This window comes from Stenotrophomonas sp. FR024, assembly GCF_047500745.2.
GTDB lineage: Bacteria > Pseudomonadota > Gammaproteobacteria > Xanthomonadales > Xanthomonadaceae > Stenotrophomonas > Stenotrophomonas maltophilia_A.
Window position 1 is genome coordinate 26,817 of the sequence record NZ_JAXAXM020000009.1, and the last position, 19,521, is coordinate 46,337.

Genomic DNA, 19,521 nt, shown 5'->3' on the forward strand with positions numbered 1-19,521 from the left:
AGGTCGACACCTACCAACAGCGGTGTGTCGACCAAGGTCGACACCCACCAACAGCAGCGGGAACCTGTCGAAGGCGGGGTGGGTCCGGTTGCGGGGGTGTAAGCGCCATGGATGGCGCGCCCAAGCCTCCAGGGACGGATTCACGGCGTCCCCCGCAACCGGACCTACCCCGCCTACCCTCAGGAACCCAGCTTTTGCTGTTGCTTCGGCCGTTGCCGTTGTTTCTGCGGGTGCAGGGCGCAGCCCTGCCGAACCCCTTACACTCCAGAAGGATTTCCCTGCTGGAGAGAGCAATGAAACGAGTAGTACTGGGCGTGCTGGCCCTTTCGGTGTCGAGCGCACTGATGGCGGCCACCCCGAAATTCGATGGCGTGCGGATCTCCGCCGACGTCAAGGAACTGGCCTCCGACGCCTACGAAGGCCGCTCCCCGGCCACCGCCGGCGAAGAGAAGACCATCGCCTTCCTCAGCAAGCAGTTCGCCGACGCCGGCCTGCAGCCGGGCGGCGACCTCAAGGACGGCAAGCGCCTGTGGACCCAGGCGGTGCCGCTGCGCAAGGGCGACATCGTCGGCGCACCGCAGCTGGCGCTGCACCAGGGCGGCAAGACCGTTGCGCTGGAACAGGGCAAGCAGATCGCCGTGCGCGCTGCCATGAACGGCGCCAGCAACGTCGACATCAGCAAGGCCCCGCTGGTGTTCCTCGGCTACGGCGTGAAGGCCCCGGAGCGCAACTGGGATGACTTCAAGGGCGTGGACCTGAAGGGCAAGATCGCCGTCGTGCTGATCAACGACCCGGACTTCGAGACCGGCCAGGGTGATTTCGACGGCAAGGGCATGACCTACTACGGCCGTTGGACCTACAAGTACGAAGAAGGCGCCCGCCAGGGGGCGCTGGGCGTGCTGATCGTGCACGAGACCGCACCGGCGTCGTACGGCTGGGCCACCGTGGCCGGTTCCAACACCAACACCATGTTCGACGTGGTGCGCGACAACCCGGCCGACAGCCACCCGCTGCTGGAAGGCTGGATCCAGCGCGACCTGGCCGTGGAGCTGTTCCGCTCGGCCGGGCAGGACTTCGAGGCGCTGAAGAAGAAGGCGCAGCAGCGCGACTTCACCCCGGTGCCGCTGACCGGCGCCAGCCTGGACGCGAAGTACGCGGTGAAGACCGAAGTGATCACCTCGCACAACGTGGCCGCACGCCTGGAGGGCAGCAGCCACCCGGACGAGACCATCGTCTACAGCGCGCACTGGGATCACATCGGCGTGGGCGAGCCCGACGCACGTGGCGACCGGATCTTCAATGGCGCTCTGGACAACGCCAGTGGCACCGCATCGCTGATCGAACTGGCCCGTGGCTTCGCCAAGGCCAAGCGCCCGCAGCGTTCGCTGCTGTTCCTGGCGGTCACCGCCGAGGAAAAGGGCCTGCTGGGTTCGGAGTACTACGCCACCCATCCGCTGTATCCGCTGGAAAAGACCGTGGCGGTGATCAACATGGATGGCATGGCGCCGTTCGGGCCGTCGCGTGATTTCGGCATCTACGGTGCCGCGCGCTTCGAGCTGCTGGACCAGCTGAAGGACGTGGCCAAGGGCTGGGATATCCGCTACACGCCGGACCCGAAGCCGGAAGCGGGCCTGTTCTTCCGCTCCGATCACTTCCCGTTCGCCAAGCGTGGCGTGCCGGCGCTGTCCTGGTCGGCCGGCCAGGACTGGGTGGACGGTGGCGTGGCCGCAGGCAAGAAGGCCTCCGAGGACTACACCGCCAAGCGCTACCACCAGCAGGGCGACGAGTGGCAGCCGGACTGGGTGTTCGCCGGTGCCGCCCGCGACCTGGAGGTGCTGTACACGCTGGGCAACCAGCTGGCCAACTCGCGCAGCTGGCCAAACTGGAGCAAGGACGAATCGTTCCGCGCCGTGCGTGACGCCAGCGCCGACCAGCGCAAGTAAGGGAATGCGCCGGGTTCGCCCGGCGCCTCCCGGGTAGTGCCGGCCGCTGGCCGGCAACCTTGTGATGCTTGTGGAGGTCATGGGGAGCCGGCCAGCGGCCGGCTCTACCAGAATGGCTTCCATCCCCGCTTTCCGGCCCTTCGTCGCAACCCGCTTGTTTGCCCGGCGGGCCGCCCTATGCTCGGCTCACCCCCTTCCTCCAAGGCGCCGCCGTGTTCGCCAGCCTCTCTCTCCTGCTTCGTCACCTGCTGGCCTGGGCTGCGGCGCTGTTCGTCGCCGGCATGGTCTGGAGCGGCATCTTCAGCGGCATGAACGATGGCCCCGGCTGGATCTTCGGCCTGCTGGCGATGTTTCTGATGATTTCCGCGCTGGGCAGCGCGATTACCCATGTACGCCGCGTCTGGCTGGTCGCCGGCCGGCTGGATTCGACCACGCTCTCCGGCCGCCAGCGCCGCCAGGTGGAACTGCCGATGGATGCCGGCCAGGCATTCTCGGTGGTGGAAGCGGCCATCGCTGAACTGCCGCGCGTTGAAGACGTGGAAAGTTCGGCCGGCAGCCTGCAGGTGCGGGCCTACGTGCGCCGCGTGGATGCCTGGAACGGCCGCCAGCCATCGCGCTGGAACCTGCCGGCACGGCTGGCGATCAAGCGCAACAGCGTGCTGGCGACGGTCACGCCGGGGCAGGGCACCAGTACCGTCACCCTGTTGTTTGAGCCGGATGCCGGCTGGTGGGCCGACCTGCTGGCACTGGATGAGGGCAGCAACTTCGAGAACGCCGAAGCGGTCACCCGCGCGATCAGCCGCCGTGTTGCCGACCAGCGTCGCGACGAGCAGGCCGCGGCCGAGCAGACCCAGGTGGAAAAGGAGCTGTCGGTGGCCCGGTTGAACCTGCTGCACGCGCAGGTGGAACCGCACTTCCTCTACAACACGCTGGCCAACGCGCAGGTGCTGACCCGCACCGACCCGGCACGTGCTGACCAGATGCTGGGCCACCTGATCCAGTACCTGCGCAGCTCGTTGCCACAGGTGGACGAATCGCTGTCCACGCTGGGCGTGGAGCTGGAGCGCACCCGTGCCTACCTGGAGATCCTGCGTATCCGCATGGGCGCACGGCTGGGGGTGGAGGTGCAGGTACCGAACGAACTGCACGGCGTGCAGCTGCCGGCGATGGCGCTGCAGACGCTGGTGGAGAACGCGATCAAGCATGGCCTGGAACCGAAGCCCGGCGGTGGCACGATCTGGATCCTGGCGCGTGGCTTCGATGACCATGTAACGGTGACGGTGGCCGACGATGGCCTCGGCTTCGGCCAGGGCACCAGCGGTACCGGCATCGGCCTGAAGAACCTGCGCGAGCGCCTGCGCCTGACCTGCGGCGAACAGGCCGGCGTGGCGATCGTCGCCAACTTCCCCAGCGGCGTGGCCGCGACCATGACCCTGCCGCAGTCGAGCAAGGAGCGCAGCCATGCCGCTTGAGGCGCTCATTGCCGAAGACGAGGAACTGCTGCGGCAGTCGCTGGTCGAGCAGCTGGGCCGGTTGTGGCCGGACCTGAAGCTGGTGGCCGAGTGCGAGGATGGCGCCAGTGCGCTGGAACAGCTGGCCGAGAAACAGCCGGACATCGCCTTCCTCGATATCCGCATGCCCGGCATCAGTGGCATTGAAGTGGCCCGTTCGCTGTCCGAACTGAGCCCGCGCACCCAGGTGGTGTTCGTTACCGCCTACGACCAGTACGCCATCGACGCGTTCGAGCAGGGTGCGATGGACTACCTGCTGAAGCCGGTCAGCGATGAGCGCCTGCTGGCCACGCGCGAACGCATCCTGTCGCGGCTGCCATCAACGCGCCAGGACGATGCCGTACTCGAACGCCTGCTTCAGCGCCTGGGGCCGTCGCAGAGGGCGGCAGAGCGCCCGCCCTTGGCCTGGATCACCGCCAGCAACGGCCGCGAGACGCAGCTGATCATGCTGGAAGACGTGGCCTATTTCCGTGCTGACAACAAGTACACCACCGTGATGACCGCGGCCGGTGAGAGCCTGCTGCGCACACCGTTGCGCGAGCTGCTGGAAGTGCTCGATCCGCAGCACTTCCGCCAGATCCATCGCTCGACCATCGTCAACATGAAGGCGGTGGCAGCGGTCAGCCGCGACGATACCGGGCGCGGGGTGCTGCGCCTGCGTGGGCGTACGGAGACGCTGGTGGTCAGCCAACCCTTCATGAGCCTGTTCCGCGGCATGTAGCCGCACCCTGGAGGCACCATGCGCCTGTTCCTGTTTGCCTGCGTTGCTGCGCTGTCGTTGGCCGGCTGCGAGAAGTCCAGCGAAACCTCGATCACCCGTACCAATGCCAACGGCGTGGACACGCTGTACAGCAAACGCACCGTGGTCGATGGCGAGGCGCGGTTCCAGTGCATCGCCAGCAGCAGTGGCCACTGCCACTACGTGGTGCTGGACCCTGCATGCAGCAGCGGGGCCGCGTGTGCCACGCCGCCGTTGCGTCGGTTCGCGGTGGCGGTGGGAAAGACCGAGGCGATGCGTGACCTGCCCAGGGGCTTCCACCAATGCGTCAGCCAGGACCCGATAGAACAATGCCACCGTGAGTGATCACGGTGGCATTGTGGGTCCCCCCGCTTCCCTGAAGGGTCAGTAGGCAGGTTGCAGTGTCAGGTCGTGGTGGTGCTCGTTCTCACCCACATGGTTCAGGCGGCCGACCAGTTCTGAGTGCTGCTTCATGCGCCCGATCTCGGTCATGATGCGGATGTCCTCATGGCGCAGCTCGCGCTTGGCGGTGACGGCCTGCTTGTAGTCCAGCACTTCCGGGTAGTGCTCGGCCAGGTCCAGTGCCTCGGCCACGTTCTCGACGCTGTCGGCCTTGGAGCTGATGCGGGCGCGGCTGTTGAAGGCCTTCATCCAACGCTCGAAACCGGCGGTGCGGTCGAACATGTTGGCCATGAACCAGATCACGAACAGGATCGAGATCCATGAGCCGAACACCACGACCACGCGGGTGAAGGTGATGTGGTAATCGTCGCGCCACAGGTAGTTGGTGATCAGCCCGAGGATCAGCAGCGAGGCCGCCTGCCAGCCGACGATCGAGGCGATCAGCCATTGGCACTTAGCCTGGGCCAGCACAGCCACTTCATCGCGGATCTGCTGCTCGCTGAGGCTGCGCCAGTGCGCGACCTGTTTTTCGAACGGGCTGCTGTAGAGCTCGTTGTCGCGAAGCAGTAGTCCCAAACCCTTGAACAAAGCAATCATGGCTGGCTCCTTGTGGAACGTGCGTCGATCAGCGTTGGACGGTGTGGCGGGTTCAGTTCTAGCACTTCCAGCGAGCCGTGCAATGGGCGCAATGCCTAGCGGCGTAAGGGTTTTGTCTGAATGGGTGAATGTTGTTGCACTGCAACATCATGGTCGCAGCCTGCGACAGGATGTCGCAGGGTGAAACGTGCTGCGGCTGCACATGAAACCGTGGCTGAGCGCGGAGACTCGCCGTCGGCGTCGTGATCGCCCAGAATCGGGGCCGACCGCGCAACCTGCGGCCGCTCTTCCGCCTTTCCTGGACCTGTGATGCCGGCTCTGCTGCAGCGACTTTCCCGCCCCGTCACCGCGCCTATCCGGCGCTGGGTGCTGGAGGCCTTCCCGCGTGGCCAGAGCGGCATCGATTACGACCACCCGCTGGGAGACCCGGGCTGGTTCGGCCCGGACAGCGTCACCTGGCGGCTGCATGCGGAATTCCCGTCGATGCTGGCCGGTGGCCTGTGTGCGCTGATGCTGCAGACCCTGCACCCGCGCGCGCTGGCCGGCGTCTACGACCACTCCAATTTCCGCCAGGACCTGGTGGGACGCCTGCGTCGCACCACCGCCTTCGTTGCCGGCACCAGCTATGCGCCCAGCGGCGAGGTGGAGGCGCTGGTGGCCAAGGTACGCCGCATCCATGCGCAGATCCGGGGCCAGACCGCGCAGGGGGAGCCCTATGCGGCGGACGATCCGCAGCTGCTGACGTGGGTGCACGTGACCGAGGCGTTTGGCTTCCTGCAAGGCTTCCGCCGCTACGGGCGCGAGGTGCCGGCGCACATCGCCGATCGCTACTACGACGAGTACCGCTGCGTGGCCGAGGCACTGGGTGCGGTGGATGTGCCACGCAGTGAAGCCGAAGTGGCCGCGTACTTCTGCGCGCGGCAGCCGGAACTGCGCGTCGACGAACGCTCGCGCGAAGTGCTGGAGGTGTTGTCCGGCGTGCGCCTGCCGGTACCGGTGCCGGGTCTGTCGCGCGAAGTGTTTCTGGGGGCCGGTGCCGCGCTGCTGCCGGACTGGGCCGAAGGCATGCTCGAGCGCAATGGCCGCCAACGGGCGCAGGCGGCCGCGTCGGCGAAGCTGATGCAGGGCATGGCGCCGCTGTTCCGCCGCGCGCTACCCGATGGCCTGGCCAGCCGCGCCTGCACGCGCATGGGCGTGCCGGTGGCGGTGTTGCGCGGGTGGCCCACCGTTCCCAGGTAGGTGCCAACCTTGGTTGGCACGCGTTTCGCGCGGTGCCGCAGAAGCGCCAACCAAGGTTGGCCTCTACCAGAGCGGATTCCGCAGTAGCTGGATCTACTGACACCTTGGTTCTGGTAGCTGCCGACCTTGGTCGGCACGCATTTCGCGCGGTGCCGAAGAAGCGCCAACCAAGGTTGGCCTCTACCAGAGCGGATTCCGCAGTAGATCCACGCCATGCGCGGATGGGCTTCACCCGGCCGACTTCAACCCACGCAACAGCATCTCCAGCGCCGCCGTCGCCTGCCGCAGGCGCGCGTCGCCATCCTCGCCCTCGGCGATCCAGAACGCGGCCTCGGCCAGGCTGCCGTAGATCAGCGACGCCAGCGCCTGCGCGTCCACCGGCGCCACCACGCCCTGCGCCACCAGATGTTCGATCAGGTGCTGCATCGAGTGCACGCAGTGGCGCTGCGATTCCGGTGAGGCACCACCCAGTACCGCGCGCGCATCGCGCAGCACAATGCGCTGGATCTCCGGCTCCAGTGCCATCTCCAGATAGGCGCGGCAACGCTGCACGAAGCCGTCCCAGGCATCATCCGCGCCATCGCTGATCGCCTGCAGACGCAGGTCGGTCTCGGCATCGAGCTGGGCGACGACAGCCGCCAGCAGACCCCTCTTGTCGCCGAAGTGGTGGTACAGCGCGCCGCGGGTCAGCCCGGCCTGGGCGGTCAGGTCGTCCATCGAGGTGGCGGCATAGCCATGCGCGCTGAACACCCGGCGGGCGGTGGCCAGCAGGGTGGCGCGGGTTTCTTCCATCTCGGCGCGGGTGCGACGAACCATCCGGAGCTCCTTACATACACAGTGCATGATTATTTACATACGGTGCGTATGAATGTAGCCTCTTATTCATACACTCTGTATGTATTGTCGTGGCGCCCAGTGCGCCAGGCAAGTCGCTGCCCTGGAGAACCTGATGGCCACCCCCTATCGCGACCTGTTCGCGGCCCCCGGCACCGCCGGCCTCGCCCTGGCCGGGCTGCTGGCACGCCTTCCTCTACCGATGACCGGTATCGGCATCATCACCCTGCTGTCCCAGCTGCGCGGCAGCTATGCACTGGCCGGTGCGGTGTCGGCCACCTTCGTGCTGACCTACGCGTTGCTGTCGCCGCAGGTATCGCGCTGGGTCGACCGGCGCGGGCAGGGCAGGGTGCTGCCGTGGGCCACCGCGGCCAGTGCGGCCGGGTTGCTGTTGCTGCTTGCGTGCACGCTGCTGGCCGCGCCGGACTGGACGCTGTTCATTGCGGCGATGCTGGCCGGTTGCATGCCCAGTGTGTCGGCGATGGTGCGCGCGCGCTGGACCGCGATCCATCGCGGGCGCCCGCAACTGCAGACCGCCTACTCGCTGGAGACGGTGTTCGACGAGGTCACCTTCATCGCCGGGCCACCGTTGTCAGTCGGATTGTCGGTAGCGGTATGGCCACAGGCCGGCGTGCTGGCTGCAGCCCTTCTGCTGGTGATCGGAGTGACCGCACTGTTCCTGCAGCGTGGTACCGAACCACCGCTGCAGCGCTGCGAAGGCGCAACACCCTCGCGCTCGCTGCTGCGGCAAGCGGAGATCCGCCTGCTGGCGTTGCTGATGCTGGCGATGGGTGTGATTGTCGGTACCGTCGACATCACCAGCGTGGCCTTCGCCGAACAGCGCGGGCAGCCACTGGCTGCCAGTTGGGTGCTGTCGGCCTATGCGCTGGGCAGCTGCGCGGCGGGCCTGCTGTTTGGTGCACTGAAGCTGCAGATCCCGTTGCCGCGCCTGTTGCTGACCGCAGCAGCGGCCACTGCATTGGCCACGCTACCGCTGCTGTGGGTCGGCAGCCTGCCTGCCCTGGCCGTTGCCGTGCTGCTGGCCGGGGTGTTCTTCGCGCCGACGATGATCGTGGCGATGTCGCTGGTCGAACAGTACGTGCCCGAATCGCGCCTGACCGAAGGCATGACCTGGTTGCTGGCCGGATTGAACATCGGCGTGGCGCTGGGCGCGGCACTGTCCGGGCAGGGTGTCGATGCGGGGGGCGTGCGCAGCGGTTTTGCTGTTGCGCTGGTGGCAGGCGGTGGCGTGCTGCTGTTCGCCGTGCTCGCGCACCGTGCACTGCGCCCGTCTGCCTCGACCACATCCCCTGAAGGAATCGTCCCGTGAGCGCTTCATCGCCTGCGCACGCCGCGCCTGTGCCTCGTCATCCGTGGTGGGCGGTTTCCGCCGTCGGCCTCGCCACGTTCTCGGTGGTCACCACCGAAATGTTGCCGGTCGGCCTGCTGACCCCGATCGCCGAAGATCTCGGCGCGTCCACCGGCACAGCCGGCCTCATGATCTCGCTGCCGGCCCTGCTGGCGGCAGTGTTCGCACCGCTGGTGGTGATCGCAGCCGGTGGCATCGATCGCCGTCGCATCCTGTGCGCGCTGCTTGCGCTCCTGCTGGTCGCCAACCTCGCGTCGGCGCTGGCACCGGGCATCGGCTGGCTGTTGGCCGCACGGGTGCTGGTGGGGTTCTGCATGGGCGGCATCTGGGCCATCGCCGGCGGTCTGGCTGCGCGTCTGGTGCCGGCTGACCGCATCGGCCTGGCTACCTCGATCATCTTCGGCGGCGTGGCCGCAGCGTCGGTGCTGGGCGTTCCGTTGGGCGCGCTGATCGGGGATGCATTGGGTTGGCGCAGCGCCTTTGCGGCGATGGCGTTGTTCAGTGCGGCGGTGATGCTGCTGCATCTGCGGGTGGTTCCCGCGTTACCTGTAAGTACATCGGCGCAGCCGCGGCAGTTCGTACAGCAGCTTGGCCAGCGCGACCTGCGGCGTGGGCTGTGGCTGACCGTGCTGCTGGTGTCCGGGCACTTCATCGCCTTCACCTACGTGCGGCCGCTGCTGACGTCCGTCTCGGGCGTGGAGGCGTCGTGGATCGGTGCACTGCTGTTTGCCTACGGCCTGGCCGGCATCGCCGGCAACTTCATCGCCGGGCCGCTGGCAGCACGCCATCCGCGCGGTACGTTGCTGGCGATCGCATCGGGCCTGCTGCTGACGCCGCTGCTGTTGCTGTGGGTGGGGGGCACGCCGAGCGGTGGCATTGCGGTGCTGCTGCTATGGGGCCTGGCCTATGGCGGCGTATCGGTGGGCCTGATGAGCTGGATGATGAAAGCGGTGCCGCAGGCCGTGGAGATCGCCACCGCCCTGTATGTAGGCGTGTTCAACATCGGTATCGCACTTGGCGCGTGGGGCGGGGGACGGCTGCTGGATGGTGTCGGGCCGTACGCCACGCTTTGGGCTGCTGCGGTGTTGGCTGCGAGCGCTCTGCTGATGGTTGCCACCACCCGCAGGTAGATCCACGCCATGCGTGGATTCCTGCTCCGTGCCAACCAAGGTTGGCACCCACCAGAGCGGGGCATTTGCCAACCAAGGTTGGCAGCTACCAGAGCGGGGCATTTGCCGACCAAGGTTGGCACCCACCAGAGCGGGGCATTTGCCAACCAAGGTTGGCAGCTACCAGAGCGGGGCATGTGCCGACCAGGGTTGGCACCCACCAGAGCGGGGCATTTGCCAACCAGGGTTGGCAGCTACCGGGAAATGAAACAGGCGCCTTTCGGCGCCCGTTCCGGTTACATCACCACACCTTGACCCGCTTGTCCGGGGCCAGGTACAGCTTCTGGCCTTCCTTCACTTCGAACGCCGGGTACCAGGCGTCGATGTTGCGCACGGTGAGTGCGCGGAACTGGCCCGGTGCATGCACATCGGTCAGCAGCGAGTTGCGCAGCGCCTGCTCGCGGCTCTTGCTGCGCCACGCCTGGGCGAAGCCGAGGAAGAAGCGCTGGTCGGGGGTGAAGCCTTCCAGGGTCTGCCCCGGCTTGCCCTGCAGCGACAGCTGGTAGGCATCGTAGGCGGTACCCAGGCCAGCCACGTCGGCGATGTTCTCGCCCAGGGTCAGCTTGCCGTTCACATGCACGCCCGGGAACGGCTCGTAGCTGCTGAACTGTGCGGCCAGCGCATCACCAGCGGCGTTGAACTGCTTCAGGTCTTCAGCGGTCCACCAGTTGTGCAGCTTGCCGGTCTCGTCGAACAGCGCACCGGCGTTGTCGAAGCCGTGGCTGATCTCGTGGCCGATCACTGCGCCGATGGCGCCGTAGTTCACCGCGTCGTCGGCAGCACCGTCGAAGAACGGCGGCTGCAGGATCGCGGCCGGGAACACCAGGCGGTTCTCCAGCGGCACGTTCATCGCGTTGATGGTCTGCGGCAGCATCGCCCACTCGCTGTGGTCGACCGCCTTGCCCAGCTTGGCGATGTTGCGCTGGTACTCGAACAGTTCGGCGCGCTGCGCATTGCCCAGCGCGTCATCACGGCGGATCTCCAGGCCGGTGTAATCACGCCACTTTTCGGGGTAGCCCATGCCCACGGTCAGGCCGGCCACCTTGGCCTTGGCGCTGGCCTTGGTCTGCGGCGACATCCACGCGAGCGCGTCGATGCGCTTGGCGAAGGCGGCGATGATGTTCTTCGCCATCTCGTCCGCGCGTTCCTTGGTCTTGGCGTCGAAGTGCTTCTCGACGTAACGCTTGCCGATCGCTTCGCCGATGGCATGGTTGGCGTCGTCCACTGCACGCTTCCAGCGGTCGCTCTGCTGCGGCGTGCCGCTCAGCGTGGTGCCGTGGAAGGCGAAGCGGGCATCAGCGAATTTCTTCGGCAGGTAGGCAGCGGCGCGGTCCAGCGCGTGGAAGGCCAGGTAATCCTTCCAGACATCCAGCGGCTCGGTGGCGACCAGCTTGGACAGGCCGGCCACGGCCTTGGGCTGCCAGACGATGAAGTCCTGCTGCTTGCCCAGCGCGGCCGCGTCGAGGAAGGCGTTCCAGTCCATGCCCGGCGCCTTGGCATTGAAGTCGGCCTGGGTCCAGGGATTGGCGCCCTTGGTCACATCATTGGTTTCTTCCTGGGTGGCGTGCGCCTGCGCGATCTTCGTCTCCAGCGCGAGGATGCGCTGCGCCTTGCCCGCCGGATCGGCGACACCGGCCAGCTGCAGCATCTGTGCGATGTAGGCCTGGTACTGCTTGCGCAGCTCGGCCATGCGGCCGCCGCCCAGGTAGAAGTCACGGTCGGGCATGCCCAGGCCGCCCTGCACCAGGTAGGGCGCGTTGCGGTCCGGCTGCAGCAGGTCCACCGACACCCACAGGCCGAACAGGCGGTCGGTGTAGAAGTTGGTCGCATTGAGCAGGTCGACGTCGGCACGCACGTCGCCGCCCAGGGCACGGGCCAGCCCGGCCTTGTCGGCGATCGCATCGATGGCCTTCAGCTGCGGCTGCACCGGCGCGATGCCGTGCTGCTCGATGCCGGCTTCGTCCATGTAGGCGGCGTAGTAGTCGCCGATCAGCTTGTCGTCACCGCTGGCCTGGGTGTTGCCGGCGGCGCCTTCGAGAATGGCGCGGGTGTCGGCCAGGGTTTTCTCGGCGATGACGTTGAAGCTGCCGAAGCGCGAGCGGTCGGCCGGGATCTCGGTGTTCTTCACCCAGGTGCCGTTGGCGAAGCCGAAGAAATCATCGCCGGCGTTGATGCTGCGGTCCATGCCGCTGGCATCGAAGCCGAAGCTGCCCAGCATCGGCTTGGCGGCCGCAGGTGCGGCATCGGCAGGCGCGGCGGTGCCGGCAGCCGGATCGGCCGGGCGGTCGCAGGCGGCCAGGGACAGGCTGGCAACGATGGCCAGTGCCAGGGTGGGACGGCGCAGCTTGGACATGGACTTCTCTTGCAGCGGAAAACCCCAAGTCTAATCCGCTCCGCCCCGGCTGGCCCTCCCGTAGTGCCGCCCGCCCTGTGCGGGATCTGGCTGAACGCGCGGAAGCGATCTTCACGCCGTCACCGGTGTGGTGCATGCTGGCCTCAGGAGCCCTGCGCGGACACGGGGAGGTGGCCATGCGGGGGCGGGTCAGGCGTCAAGAATGGCGTCCGCCGGCCGTTGAGGTCGGGGATGTGGAGGATTCGTTCGCGCATGAAGCCAGCCGACTGCACAAGGAAGACCAACCGATGCCCGCGCTGAAACGGGCGTTGGCCCGGCCGCTGCGCGCCATTACCTGGGGCGGGGTGTTGCTGGGCATTCTGCTGGTGGCCGGGTTGACCACCATGCTGGCCAACGACCATCACCGCCGGCTGGAGGCCGCACAGCGCCAGAGCCGTGCACTGGCGGTGGGCAGCGAGCGCCTGCTGGCGCTGGAGCTGCGCAACCTGGAGCGGGCGATGTCCGGCATCGCCGCCGATGCCGTTGAAGTGTTCCGCAGCGTGCCCGCGCAGGCGCCGGCGCTGCTTGATGCCTCCATCGGCGGCGTGCTGCGCCGGCATGCCGAGCTGCACAGCATCGTGGTGCTGGACAGCTATGGCCGCGCCCTGACGGCCGGCAAAGGTGACCTGAACCTGCCGCTGTGGACCGATCCGCAGCGCCGCGGCCTGGGCAGTTCGCTGTACATCGGCCCGCCGCTGCGCGCCAGCGACGGTGGCTGGGTGGTGCCGCTGGCGCTGCCGATGGCCGGTGACCGCTGGTTGCTGGCGCGGCTGCGCTGCGGCGAACTGCAGCGCATCATCGGCGGCCTCGATGTTGGCCCGAACGGGCTGGTGTCGATCAGCGATGCGGAAGGCTACATGCTGGCCCGCGTACCGGACCCGCACGGCACGGTCGGCCGACGCTACGATCTCGCGCATCGCGACCTGCTCGGCAAGCAGGCCGTGGTCGAGCTGGGCAGCCTGCCGGGCGCGGTCGATGGTGTGCAGCGCATCATCACCATCAGCACGCTGGAGCGCAGCCCGCTGGCGGTGCAGGTCGGGTTGGCCGATGAGGACGTGCTGGCGCCATGGTGGCCCTACCTGCAGGCGTCAGTAGCAATCGTGCTGGCCTACGTCGGGGTGCTGCTGGTCCTGCTGTACGCGGTGCGCCGCAGCACCCGCCGCCAGCAGTCGATGGCGGAGGAACTGAAGACCGGGCATGCCGAACTGCGCCTGGCCCACCAGGTTGGGCGCGTCTGCACCTGGTACGTGGACGAGGATGCCGCACTGTTGCGCTGGTCACCGCTGGCGCGTGAGATCTTCGGCGTGCAGACCGATGCGCTGCCGGTGGCCGATTTCTTCGCGCGCGTGCATCGTGATGATGCAGCGCGCCTGCAGCAGGCCTTCGACCAGGCCTTCGCCGGTGGCGCGGTGCTCGACCAGGTGTTCCGCCTGGTGCTGCCCGGAGGCGCAGTGCGCTGGGTGGGCGCACGCGGGCAGCGGGTGGAGGTGGCCGACAGCGAGCGCCGCATGATCGGTGCCCTGACCGACCTGAGCGAACGCTACCAGGCCCGCGAGCAGATGAGCGAAGTGGAACGCCGCTTCCGCCTGTTGTTCGACCGCAATCCAGCGCCGTTCTGGGTGTTCGATCCGGATACGCTGCGCTTCATCGAGGTCAACGATGCCGCCGTGCGCCAGTATGGCTACAGCCGCGAGGAATTCCTGGCGATGAGCATCCTCGACATCCGCCCGCGCGAAGGCTGGGACGAGGTGAAGGGTGCGATCGCCAAGGCCCGTGTCGGCGAGCTGCAGGATGCCACCGTGCGCCTGCACCGGCGCAAGGACGGCAGTGTGTTCGAAGTGCGCGCACACCTGTCCAAGCTCGATTTCGATGGCCAGCCCGCCTGCCTGGTGCTGGCCGAGGATGTGAGCGAGCGGCTGGCTTACGAGCGCGACCTGGCCTACCAGGCGCGGCACAACCCGGCCACCGGCCTGCTCAACGTGCGTGCGTTGACCGAACAGCTGGACGAACAGCAGGAGGGCTACACCATCGCCTTCGTGCAGTTGCGAGGACTGCAGCTGGTGGCCGACACGCTGGGCCGCGAGATCGGCGATGCGGTGCTGCAGTCGATGGCGACCCGGCTCGGTGGCCTGGGCGCGCGCTGCGGCACGCTGGCATTCCAGCCGGCGGAGGACTTCGTGTTCGCCATCGGTGCCGAGCACGATACCCAGCGCGTGCTGGACGACCTGCTGCAGATCGTGTCGGCGCCGATGCGCGGCAAGGATTCGCTGCACCAGTTCGAGCCGCGCATCGGCGTGGCCGTGCACATTGCCGGCGACGGCCACAGCGCCGAGCAGGTGATCGGCATGGCCGCACAGGCCGCGCATGCCGCGCGCGCCGAAGGCAACGTGGTGGTCTGGTTCGACGCGGCGGTGACCACGCGGTTGGCCGACCGCCTGCGCCTGGCCGGACGCATCCACGCCGCCATCGACAACGAGTTCCAGCTGTATTTCCAGCCGATCCGGCACGCCAGCGATGGCAGCCCGGCCGCGCTGGAGGCTCTGCTGCGCTGGCCGCAGGCCGATGGCAGCTTCATCCCGCCCAACGAGTTCATCCAGCTGTGTGAGGACACCGGGCTGATCCTGGCACTGGGGCGCTGGGTGATCCGTGCGGCGGCGAAGGCGCAGCGCCGGCTGGTCGAGGCCGGTTGGGGCGAGCTGCCGATCGCGGTCAATGTATCGGCGGTGCAGTTCTTCAACAGCGATCTGGTGGCCGAGTTCACCCGCGCGCAGCAGGAGTTCGGCCTGGCCCGCGGCGCGCTGCACGTGGAGCTGACCGAGAGCAGCCTGATGCGCAAGCCGGCGCAGGCGATGCAGACCATGCAACGCCTGCACGAGCAGGGCATCAGCGTGTCGCTGGATGATTTCGGTACCGGCTATTCCAGCATGTCCTACCTGCAGCACCTGCCATTGGACATCCTGAAGATCGACCGCAGCTTCGTCGCCGACGTGGAAACCAATCCGCGCAATGCCTCGATCTGCCGCGCGCTGCTGTCGCTGGGCCACAGCATGGGCCTGACCATCATCGCCGAGGGCGTGGAAACGCCGGGGCAGCTGGACTGGCTGGCTGCGCACGGCTGCGACCAGGTGCAGGGTTACCTGCTCGGGCGGCCGGCGCCGCTGGAACGGATCATCGAGGCGCTGGATGAGGTTGCCGCCTAAGTGGTAGTGCCGGCCGCTGGCCGGCATTCGCCCAGGACCGGGATGTGTCTGATTGCCGGCCAGCGGCCGGCACTACCGGCAAGCGCCAGATTCGGCTACACCCCGGCCTCCACCAGATGGTCGATGAAACTGCGCACCTTCGGTGCCAGATGGCTGCGGCTGGTATAGACCGCGAAGATGCCGATCGGCGAGGCCTCCCATTCGGGCAGGATGCGCACCAGGCGGCCATCGGCCAGCGCGTCTTCCAGCAGGAAATCGGGCTGCAGGATCACGCCCATACCGGCGATCGCCGCTTCGCGCAGCACGTCGCCGTTGTTGGCGTGCAGCAGGCTGCTTACCGCCACCTTCACTTCGCCGCCCGGTCCCTGTAGCGGCCAATGGTCGCCAGCGGCCCAGTAGCTGTAGCTCAGGCAGGCGTGGGCCTGCAGCTCCTGCGGCGTCTGTGGCGTACCGCGTGCGGCCAGGTAGGCCGGCGCGGCGCACAGGCTCACCCGCGATTCGCCCAGACGTCGCGCGATCAACGTCGGCCCCGGCTCGCGGGTGATGCGGATGGCGACGTCGTAGCCTTCCTCGACCATGTCCACCAGCCGGTCGGACAGGGCCAGGTCCAGTTCCACCTGCGGGAAGCGTTCGCGGTAGCTGGCCAGCAGCGGGCCGAGGCGGGCGATGCCCCAACTGACCGGTGCGTTGATGCGCAGCGTGCCGGAGGGCTCCAGCGCCTGCGCGCCGATGCTGGCCTCCAGCGCGTCGAACTCGGCCAGCAGGCGCACGCACTGGGCGTAGTAGGCGGCACCGGCACTGGTCGGGCTGACCCGGCGCGTGGTGCGGTGGAGCAGGCGGGTGGACAGGCGCTTTTCCAGCGCGGCGACCTGGCGGGTGACGCCGGCAGTGGACATATCCAGGGCCTGGGCGGCGGCACTGAAGCCGTTGCGCTCGACCACCGCCACGAACACGCGCATCGCCTCGAGGGTGTCCATTGTTGCGCCTTTTGAAATAAATACGGTCAATCCATCGTATTTATTGGTCCACGAAGGCGCAATAACCTGTGCCTACTCCCTTCAAGGTGTTTCCCCATGCACACCACGACCGCTCCTGTTTCGCCGCTGGCCCCGTACGGCGCCACCCTGCTGCGCCTGGCCCTGGGCGTGCTGTTCCTGGTCCATGCGCTGATCAAGCTGCTGGTATTCACCCCGGCCGGCACGGCGGCGTTCTTCGAGTCGCTGGGCCTGCCCGGCGTGCTCGGCTACCTCACCATCGGCGTCGAGCTGGTGATCACCGTCGCGCTCCTGCTGGGCATCTACGCACGCTGGGTGGGCCTTGTCGGTGTGCCGCTGCTGCTGGGCACCATCGTCACCGTGCACGGCGCCAACGGCTTCGGTTTCGCCAATGCCGGCGGCGGCTGGGAATACCCGGCGTTCTGGGCACTGGCGCTGGTAGTGCTGTTCCTGGTCGGCGATGGCAAGTGGACCCTGCGTTCGCGCTGATCGCCGCCTGACCCTGCAACTGGAGAATTCCATGTCCCGCCTGCCTTCGCTGTACATCTCGCATGGTTCGCCGATGACCGCCCTGCATCCGGGCCAGGTTGGCGTGCGCCTGGCCGAGCTGGCGCGCGACCTGCCGACGCCGCGCGCCATCGTGATGGCCTCGGCGCACTGGCTGGGCCGGCAGCCGCTGGTCGGCGCGCATCCGCAGCCACCGACCATCCATGACTTCGGCGGCTTCCCGCGCGCGCTGTTTGAACTGCAGTACCCGGCGCCGGGCGATCCGGCGCTGGCCGAAGAGGTGGCCGGCCGCATCGCCGCCGCTGGCCTGCCGGTGGCACTCGACCCGCAGCGTGGCCTCGACCACGGTGCCTGGGTGCCGCTGCGGCTGCTGCGCCCGCAGGCCGACATCCCGGTGGTGCCGCTGTCGATCCAGCCGATGCTCGGCCCCGAGCACCAGTTCGCGCTCGGCCGCGCGCTGGCGCCGCTGCGCGAGCAGGGCGTGCTGCTGGTCGGCTCGGGCAGCATCACCCACAACCTGCACGACTGGGGCGACTACCAGGACGGCAAGGAAGCGCCGTACGTGCGGCCCTTCATCGAGTGGGTGGAGCAGCGCCTGGCCGCCGACGACCGCCAGGCCCTGCTCGATTACCGTCGGCAGGCGCCGTTCGCCGAACGTGCGCACCCGACCGACGAGCACCTGCTGCCGCTGTTCTTCGCGATGGGCGCGGCCGGCGAGGGCGGCTTCGGTGCACGCCGCATCGACGCCGGTATCGATGCCGGCTTCCTCGCCATGGATCTGTACCGCTTCGACGGGGCATGAGCCGGGGCTGACGCGCGGCGGCCCCGGCCGTCGCGGTCATGGCCGCATGTGGTAGTTTTTTCCGGGTTTCCGGCGCTGGCTTGCGAGCCTCCCCGCGCGCCGCTTCCTGGAAGAAGCATGCATACCATTGAAGTCGTCCTGGCGATGCTGGTGGCCGTTGTCGCCAGCGGCTACCTGGTTCGTGTCCTGCCGTTCTCGTTGCCGCTGCCGCTGGTGCAGATCGGCCTGGGTGCGGTCATCGCCGGCGTGTTCAACCGCGGCCACGCGCTGGAGCCGGAGGTGTTCTTCCTGCTGTTCCTGCCGCCGCTGCTGTTCCTGGATGGCTGGCGCATTCCCAAACAGGGCCTGTTCCGCGACAAGGGCGCGATCCTCGAGCTGGCGTTCGGCCTGGTGGTGTTCACCGTCATCGGCGCCGGCTTCCTCATCCACTGGCTGATTCCAGTGATGCCGCTGGCGGTGTGCTTCGCGCTGGCGGCCATCGTGTCGCCGACCGACCCGGTGGCGGTCGGGGCCATCGCTTCCAAGGCGCCGATTCCCAAGCGCCTGATGCACATCCTTGAGGGCGAGTCGCTGCTGAACGATGCCTCGGGCCTGGTCTGCTTCCGCTTCGCGGTGGCGGCAGTGATGACCGGCACCTTCTCGCTGGCCACCGCCTCGCTGACCTTCGTGTGGGTGGCGGTGGCCGGCCTTGCTGTGGGAGTGGCAGTGACGCTGGGTGTGTCCACCTTCCAGCGCTGGCTGTGGCGCCGCTTCGGCGAAGAGCCTGGCGCGGCGATGCTGGTCAACCTGCTGATTCCGTTCGCGGCCTACCTGCTGGCCGAAGAGATCCATGCCTCGGGCATCCTCGCCGCGGTCGCTGCCGGTATCGCGATGAGCTATGTCGAGCTGACCGGCCGTGTCTCCGGCAGCATGCGCGTGCAGCGTGCCGGGGTCTGGAACATGCTGCAGTTCAGCTTCAACGGCATCATGTTCGTGCTGCTGGGCGAGCAGCTGCCGGGCATCGTCGAACGCGCCACCACCACCATGAACGAGACCGGCCACCAGAGTGCGTGGTGGCTGCTGGTGTATGTGGTGGTGATCAATCTGGCACTGGTCGTGCTGCGCCTGCTGTGGGTGTGGCTGTCGCTGCGCTGGAACCTGCTGCGCGCGCGTCGTCGCGGCCTGGAGCGGGGCGAGGCGCCGAACTGGCGCATCGTGGTGGCGACCTCGGTGGCCGGCGTGCGCGGTGCGATCACCCTGGCCGGCGTGTTGACCCTGCCGCTGTTCCTGCCCGACGGCAGTGCGTTCCCGGCGCGTGACCTGGTGATCTTCCTGGCCGCGTCGGTGATCCTGTTCTCGCTGCTGGGCGCCAGCATCGCGCTGCCGCGGCTGTTGAAAGGCCTGCAGCTGCCGTCCGATTCGGGTGAGCGCAAGGAAGAGGATCTGGCGCGCCGGCTGTCGTCGAAGGCGGCGCTGGCCGGGGTCGAGCGCATGCGCCAGCAGATGGTGATGAACCAGAACACCGAGAACGTGCAGCTGTACAACGACGCCGCCTCGCGGGTCAGCCTGCTGTACCAGCGCCACCTGGAGAAGGACAGCGACGGGCCCGACGTGGACCCGGAGAAGGTGCGGCGCATGGAACTGGGCTACCGCCAGCTGCGCAGTGCCGGCCTCAATGCCGAGCGCGAGGAGCTGTTCCGGCTGACCCGGCGCGGGGTGATCTCCGATGAGATCTCGCGGCGCCTGATCCGCAACCTGGACCTGCTGGAATCGCGCAAGCGCGAGTGACCCTGCCCCGAAGCGTAGAGTCGAGCTTGCTCGACTGCTCTTTCGCAAAGCAGTC

At 67.8% G+C, this 19,521-nt stretch carries 15 protein-coding genes; 11 read left to right on the forward strand and 4 right to left on the reverse strand.

Annotated elements, in window-relative coordinates:
- Window positions 1-293 precede the first annotated feature (293 nt).
- The 4 genes from ACMZ91_RS11580 (at window position 294) to ACMZ91_RS11595 (ending at window position 4,538) form a co-directional block, all read left to right on the forward strand.
- Entirely contained in the window at window positions 294-1,943 is a 1,650-nt protein-coding gene (locus ACMZ91_RS11580; protein WP_049460669.1) for a M28 family metallopeptidase, read from the forward strand.
- A gap of 212 nt (window positions 1,944-2,155) precedes the next feature.
- On the forward strand, window positions 2,156-3,415 hold the full coding sequence (locus ACMZ91_RS11585) for a sensor histidine kinase (protein ID WP_010484138.1): 1,260 nt from the start codon (window positions 2,156-2,158) through the stop codon (window positions 3,413-3,415).
- The gene (locus ACMZ91_RS11590) at window positions 3,405-4,175 is read left to right on the forward strand and encodes a LytR/AlgR family response regulator transcription factor (RefSeq protein WP_032128763.1); all 771 of its coding nucleotides are present in this window, start codon (window positions 3,405-3,407) and stop codon (window positions 4,173-4,175) included. The genes ACMZ91_RS11585 and ACMZ91_RS11590 overlap by 11 nt, the downstream gene beginning before the upstream one ends.
- Window positions 4,176-4,193: 18 nt before the next feature.
- Window positions 4,194-4,538, forward strand: coding sequence for a hypothetical protein (locus ACMZ91_RS11595; RefSeq protein WP_032128762.1), 345 nt, complete (start codon window positions 4,194-4,196; stop codon window positions 4,536-4,538).
- Window positions 4,539-4,577: 39 nt separating this feature from the next.
- Here the strand turns inward: ACMZ91_RS11595 and ACMZ91_RS11600 are convergent, their stop codons facing one another.
- Window positions 4,578-5,192, reverse strand: a complete 615-nt coding sequence (locus tag ACMZ91_RS11600; protein ID WP_032128761.1) for a hypothetical protein — start codon at window positions 5,190-5,192, stop codon at window positions 4,578-4,580.
- 309 nt (window positions 5,193-5,501) lie between these two features.
- Here ACMZ91_RS11600 and ACMZ91_RS11605 point away from each other — a divergent pair, with 309 nt between their 5' ends.
- Window positions 5,502-6,431, forward strand: a complete 930-nt coding sequence (locus ACMZ91_RS11605; RefSeq protein ID WP_049460666.1) for an oxygenase MpaB family protein — start codon at window positions 5,502-5,504, stop codon at window positions 6,429-6,431.
- 228 nt (window positions 6,432-6,659) lie between these two features.
- On the opposite strand, the gene ACMZ91_RS11610 is transcribed toward ACMZ91_RS11605, so the two are convergent.
- Window positions 6,660-7,247 (reverse strand): TetR/AcrR family transcriptional regulator, encoded by a 588-nt coding sequence (locus tag ACMZ91_RS11610; protein ID WP_049460665.1) that lies wholly within the window; start codon window positions 7,245-7,247, stop codon window positions 6,660-6,662.
- Between the two features lie 133 nt (window positions 7,248-7,380).
- Here ACMZ91_RS11610 and ACMZ91_RS11615 point away from each other — a divergent pair, with 133 nt between their 5' ends.
- Both ACMZ91_RS11615 and ACMZ91_RS11620 read left to right on the forward strand, forming a co-directional pair.
- Window positions 7,381-8,595: an MFS transporter gene (locus ACMZ91_RS11615; protein ID WP_049460663.1), complete on the forward strand. Its 1,215-nt coding sequence runs from the start codon at window positions 7,381-7,383 to the stop codon at window positions 8,593-8,595.
- On the forward strand, window positions 8,592-9,764 hold the full coding sequence (locus tag ACMZ91_RS11620) for an MFS transporter (RefSeq protein ID WP_049460662.1): 1,173 nt from the start codon (window positions 8,592-8,594) through the stop codon (window positions 9,762-9,764). The genes ACMZ91_RS11615 and ACMZ91_RS11620 overlap by 4 nt, the downstream gene beginning before the upstream one ends.
- 280 nt (window positions 9,765-10,044) lie before the next feature.
- Here ACMZ91_RS11620 and ACMZ91_RS11625 read toward each other — a convergent pair whose 3' ends face one another.
- Window positions 10,045-12,156: a M13 family metallopeptidase gene (locus ACMZ91_RS11625; protein WP_032128756.1), complete on the reverse strand. Its 2,112-nt coding sequence runs from the start codon at window positions 12,154-12,156 to the stop codon at window positions 10,045-10,047.
- Window positions 12,157-12,332: 176 nt separating this feature from the next.
- Here ACMZ91_RS11625 and ACMZ91_RS11630 point away from each other — a divergent pair, with 176 nt between their 5' ends.
- The gene (locus tag ACMZ91_RS11630) at window positions 12,333-15,395 is read left to right on the forward strand and encodes a bifunctional diguanylate cyclase/phosphodiesterase (protein ID WP_049463473.1); all 3,063 of its coding nucleotides are present in this window, start codon (window positions 12,333-12,335) and stop codon (window positions 15,393-15,395) included.
- 95 nt (window positions 15,396-15,490) lie between these two features.
- On the opposite strand, the gene ACMZ91_RS11635 is transcribed toward ACMZ91_RS11630, so the two are convergent.
- Complete coding sequence (locus ACMZ91_RS11635) at window positions 15,491-16,372, reverse strand: LysR family transcriptional regulator (RefSeq protein WP_049424802.1); 882 nt, start codon at window positions 16,370-16,372, stop codon at window positions 15,491-15,493.
- A 96-nt stretch (window positions 16,373-16,468) separates the two neighbouring features.
- Here ACMZ91_RS11635 and ACMZ91_RS11640 point away from each other — a divergent pair, with 96 nt between their 5' ends.
- The 3 genes from ACMZ91_RS11640 (at window position 16,469) to ACMZ91_RS11650 (ending at window position 19,466) form a co-directional block, all read left to right on the forward strand.
- On the forward strand, window positions 16,469-16,879 hold the full coding sequence (locus ACMZ91_RS11640; RefSeq protein WP_049424804.1) for a DoxX family protein: 411 nt from the start codon (window positions 16,469-16,471) through the stop codon (window positions 16,877-16,879).
- Window positions 16,880-16,910: 31 nt separating this feature from the next.
- Window positions 16,911-17,699: a dioxygenase family protein gene (locus ACMZ91_RS11645; RefSeq protein WP_049463471.1), complete on the forward strand. Its 789-nt coding sequence runs from the start codon at window positions 16,911-16,913 to the stop codon at window positions 17,697-17,699.
- 117 nt (window positions 17,700-17,816) lie between these two features.
- Window positions 17,817-19,466 carry a Na+/H+ antiporter gene (locus tag ACMZ91_RS11650; protein WP_032128751.1) on the forward strand — a complete coding sequence of 550 codons (1,650 nt, stop codon included), beginning with the start codon at window positions 17,817-17,819 and terminating at the stop codon, window positions 19,464-19,466.
- The last annotated feature ends 55 nt before the right edge of the window (window positions 19,467-19,521 follow it).

Coding starts and splice junctions, on each gene's coding strand:
- ACMZ91_RS11640 (WP_049424804.1), top strand. CDS start 16,469: ATGCACACCACGACCGCTCCTGTTTCGCCGCTGGCCCCGTACGGCGCC.
- ACMZ91_RS11590 (WP_032128763.1), top strand. CDS start 3,405: ATGCCGCTTGAGGCGCTCATTGCCGAAGACGAGGAACTGCTGCGGCAG.
- ACMZ91_RS11595 (WP_032128762.1), top strand. CDS start 4,194: ATGCGCCTGTTCCTGTTTGCCTGCGTTGCTGCGCTGTCGTTGGCCGGC.
- ACMZ91_RS11610 (WP_049460665.1), bottom strand. CDS start 7,247: ATGGTTCGTCGCACCCGCGCCGAGATGGAAGAAACCCGCGCCACCCTG.
- ACMZ91_RS11580 (WP_049460669.1), top strand. CDS start 294: ATGAAACGAGTAGTACTGGGCGTGCTGGCCCTTTCGGTGTCGAGCGCA.
- ACMZ91_RS11615 (WP_049460663.1), top strand. CDS start 7,381: ATGGCCACCCCCTATCGCGACCTGTTCGCGGCCCCCGGCACCGCCGGC.
- ACMZ91_RS11635 (WP_049424802.1), bottom strand. CDS start 16,372: ATGGACACCCTCGAGGCGATGCGCGTGTTCGTGGCGGTGGTCGAGCGC.
- ACMZ91_RS11605 (WP_049460666.1), top strand. CDS start 5,502: ATGCCGGCTCTGCTGCAGCGACTTTCCCGCCCCGTCACCGCGCCTATC.
- ACMZ91_RS11625 (WP_032128756.1), bottom strand. CDS start 12,156: ATGTCCAAGCTGCGCCGTCCCACCCTGGCACTGGCCATCGTTGCCAGC.
- ACMZ91_RS11650 (WP_032128751.1), top strand. CDS start 17,817: ATGCATACCATTGAAGTCGTCCTGGCGATGCTGGTGGCCGTTGTCGCC.
- ACMZ91_RS11600 (WP_032128761.1), bottom strand. CDS start 5,192: ATGATTGCTTTGTTCAAGGGTTTGGGACTACTGCTTCGCGACAACGAG.
- ACMZ91_RS11645 (WP_049463471.1), top strand. CDS start 16,911: ATGTCCCGCCTGCCTTCGCTGTACATCTCGCATGGTTCGCCGATGACC.
- ACMZ91_RS11630 (WP_049463473.1), top strand. CDS start 12,333: ATGCGGGGGCGGGTCAGGCGTCAAGAATGGCGTCCGCCGGCCGTTGAG.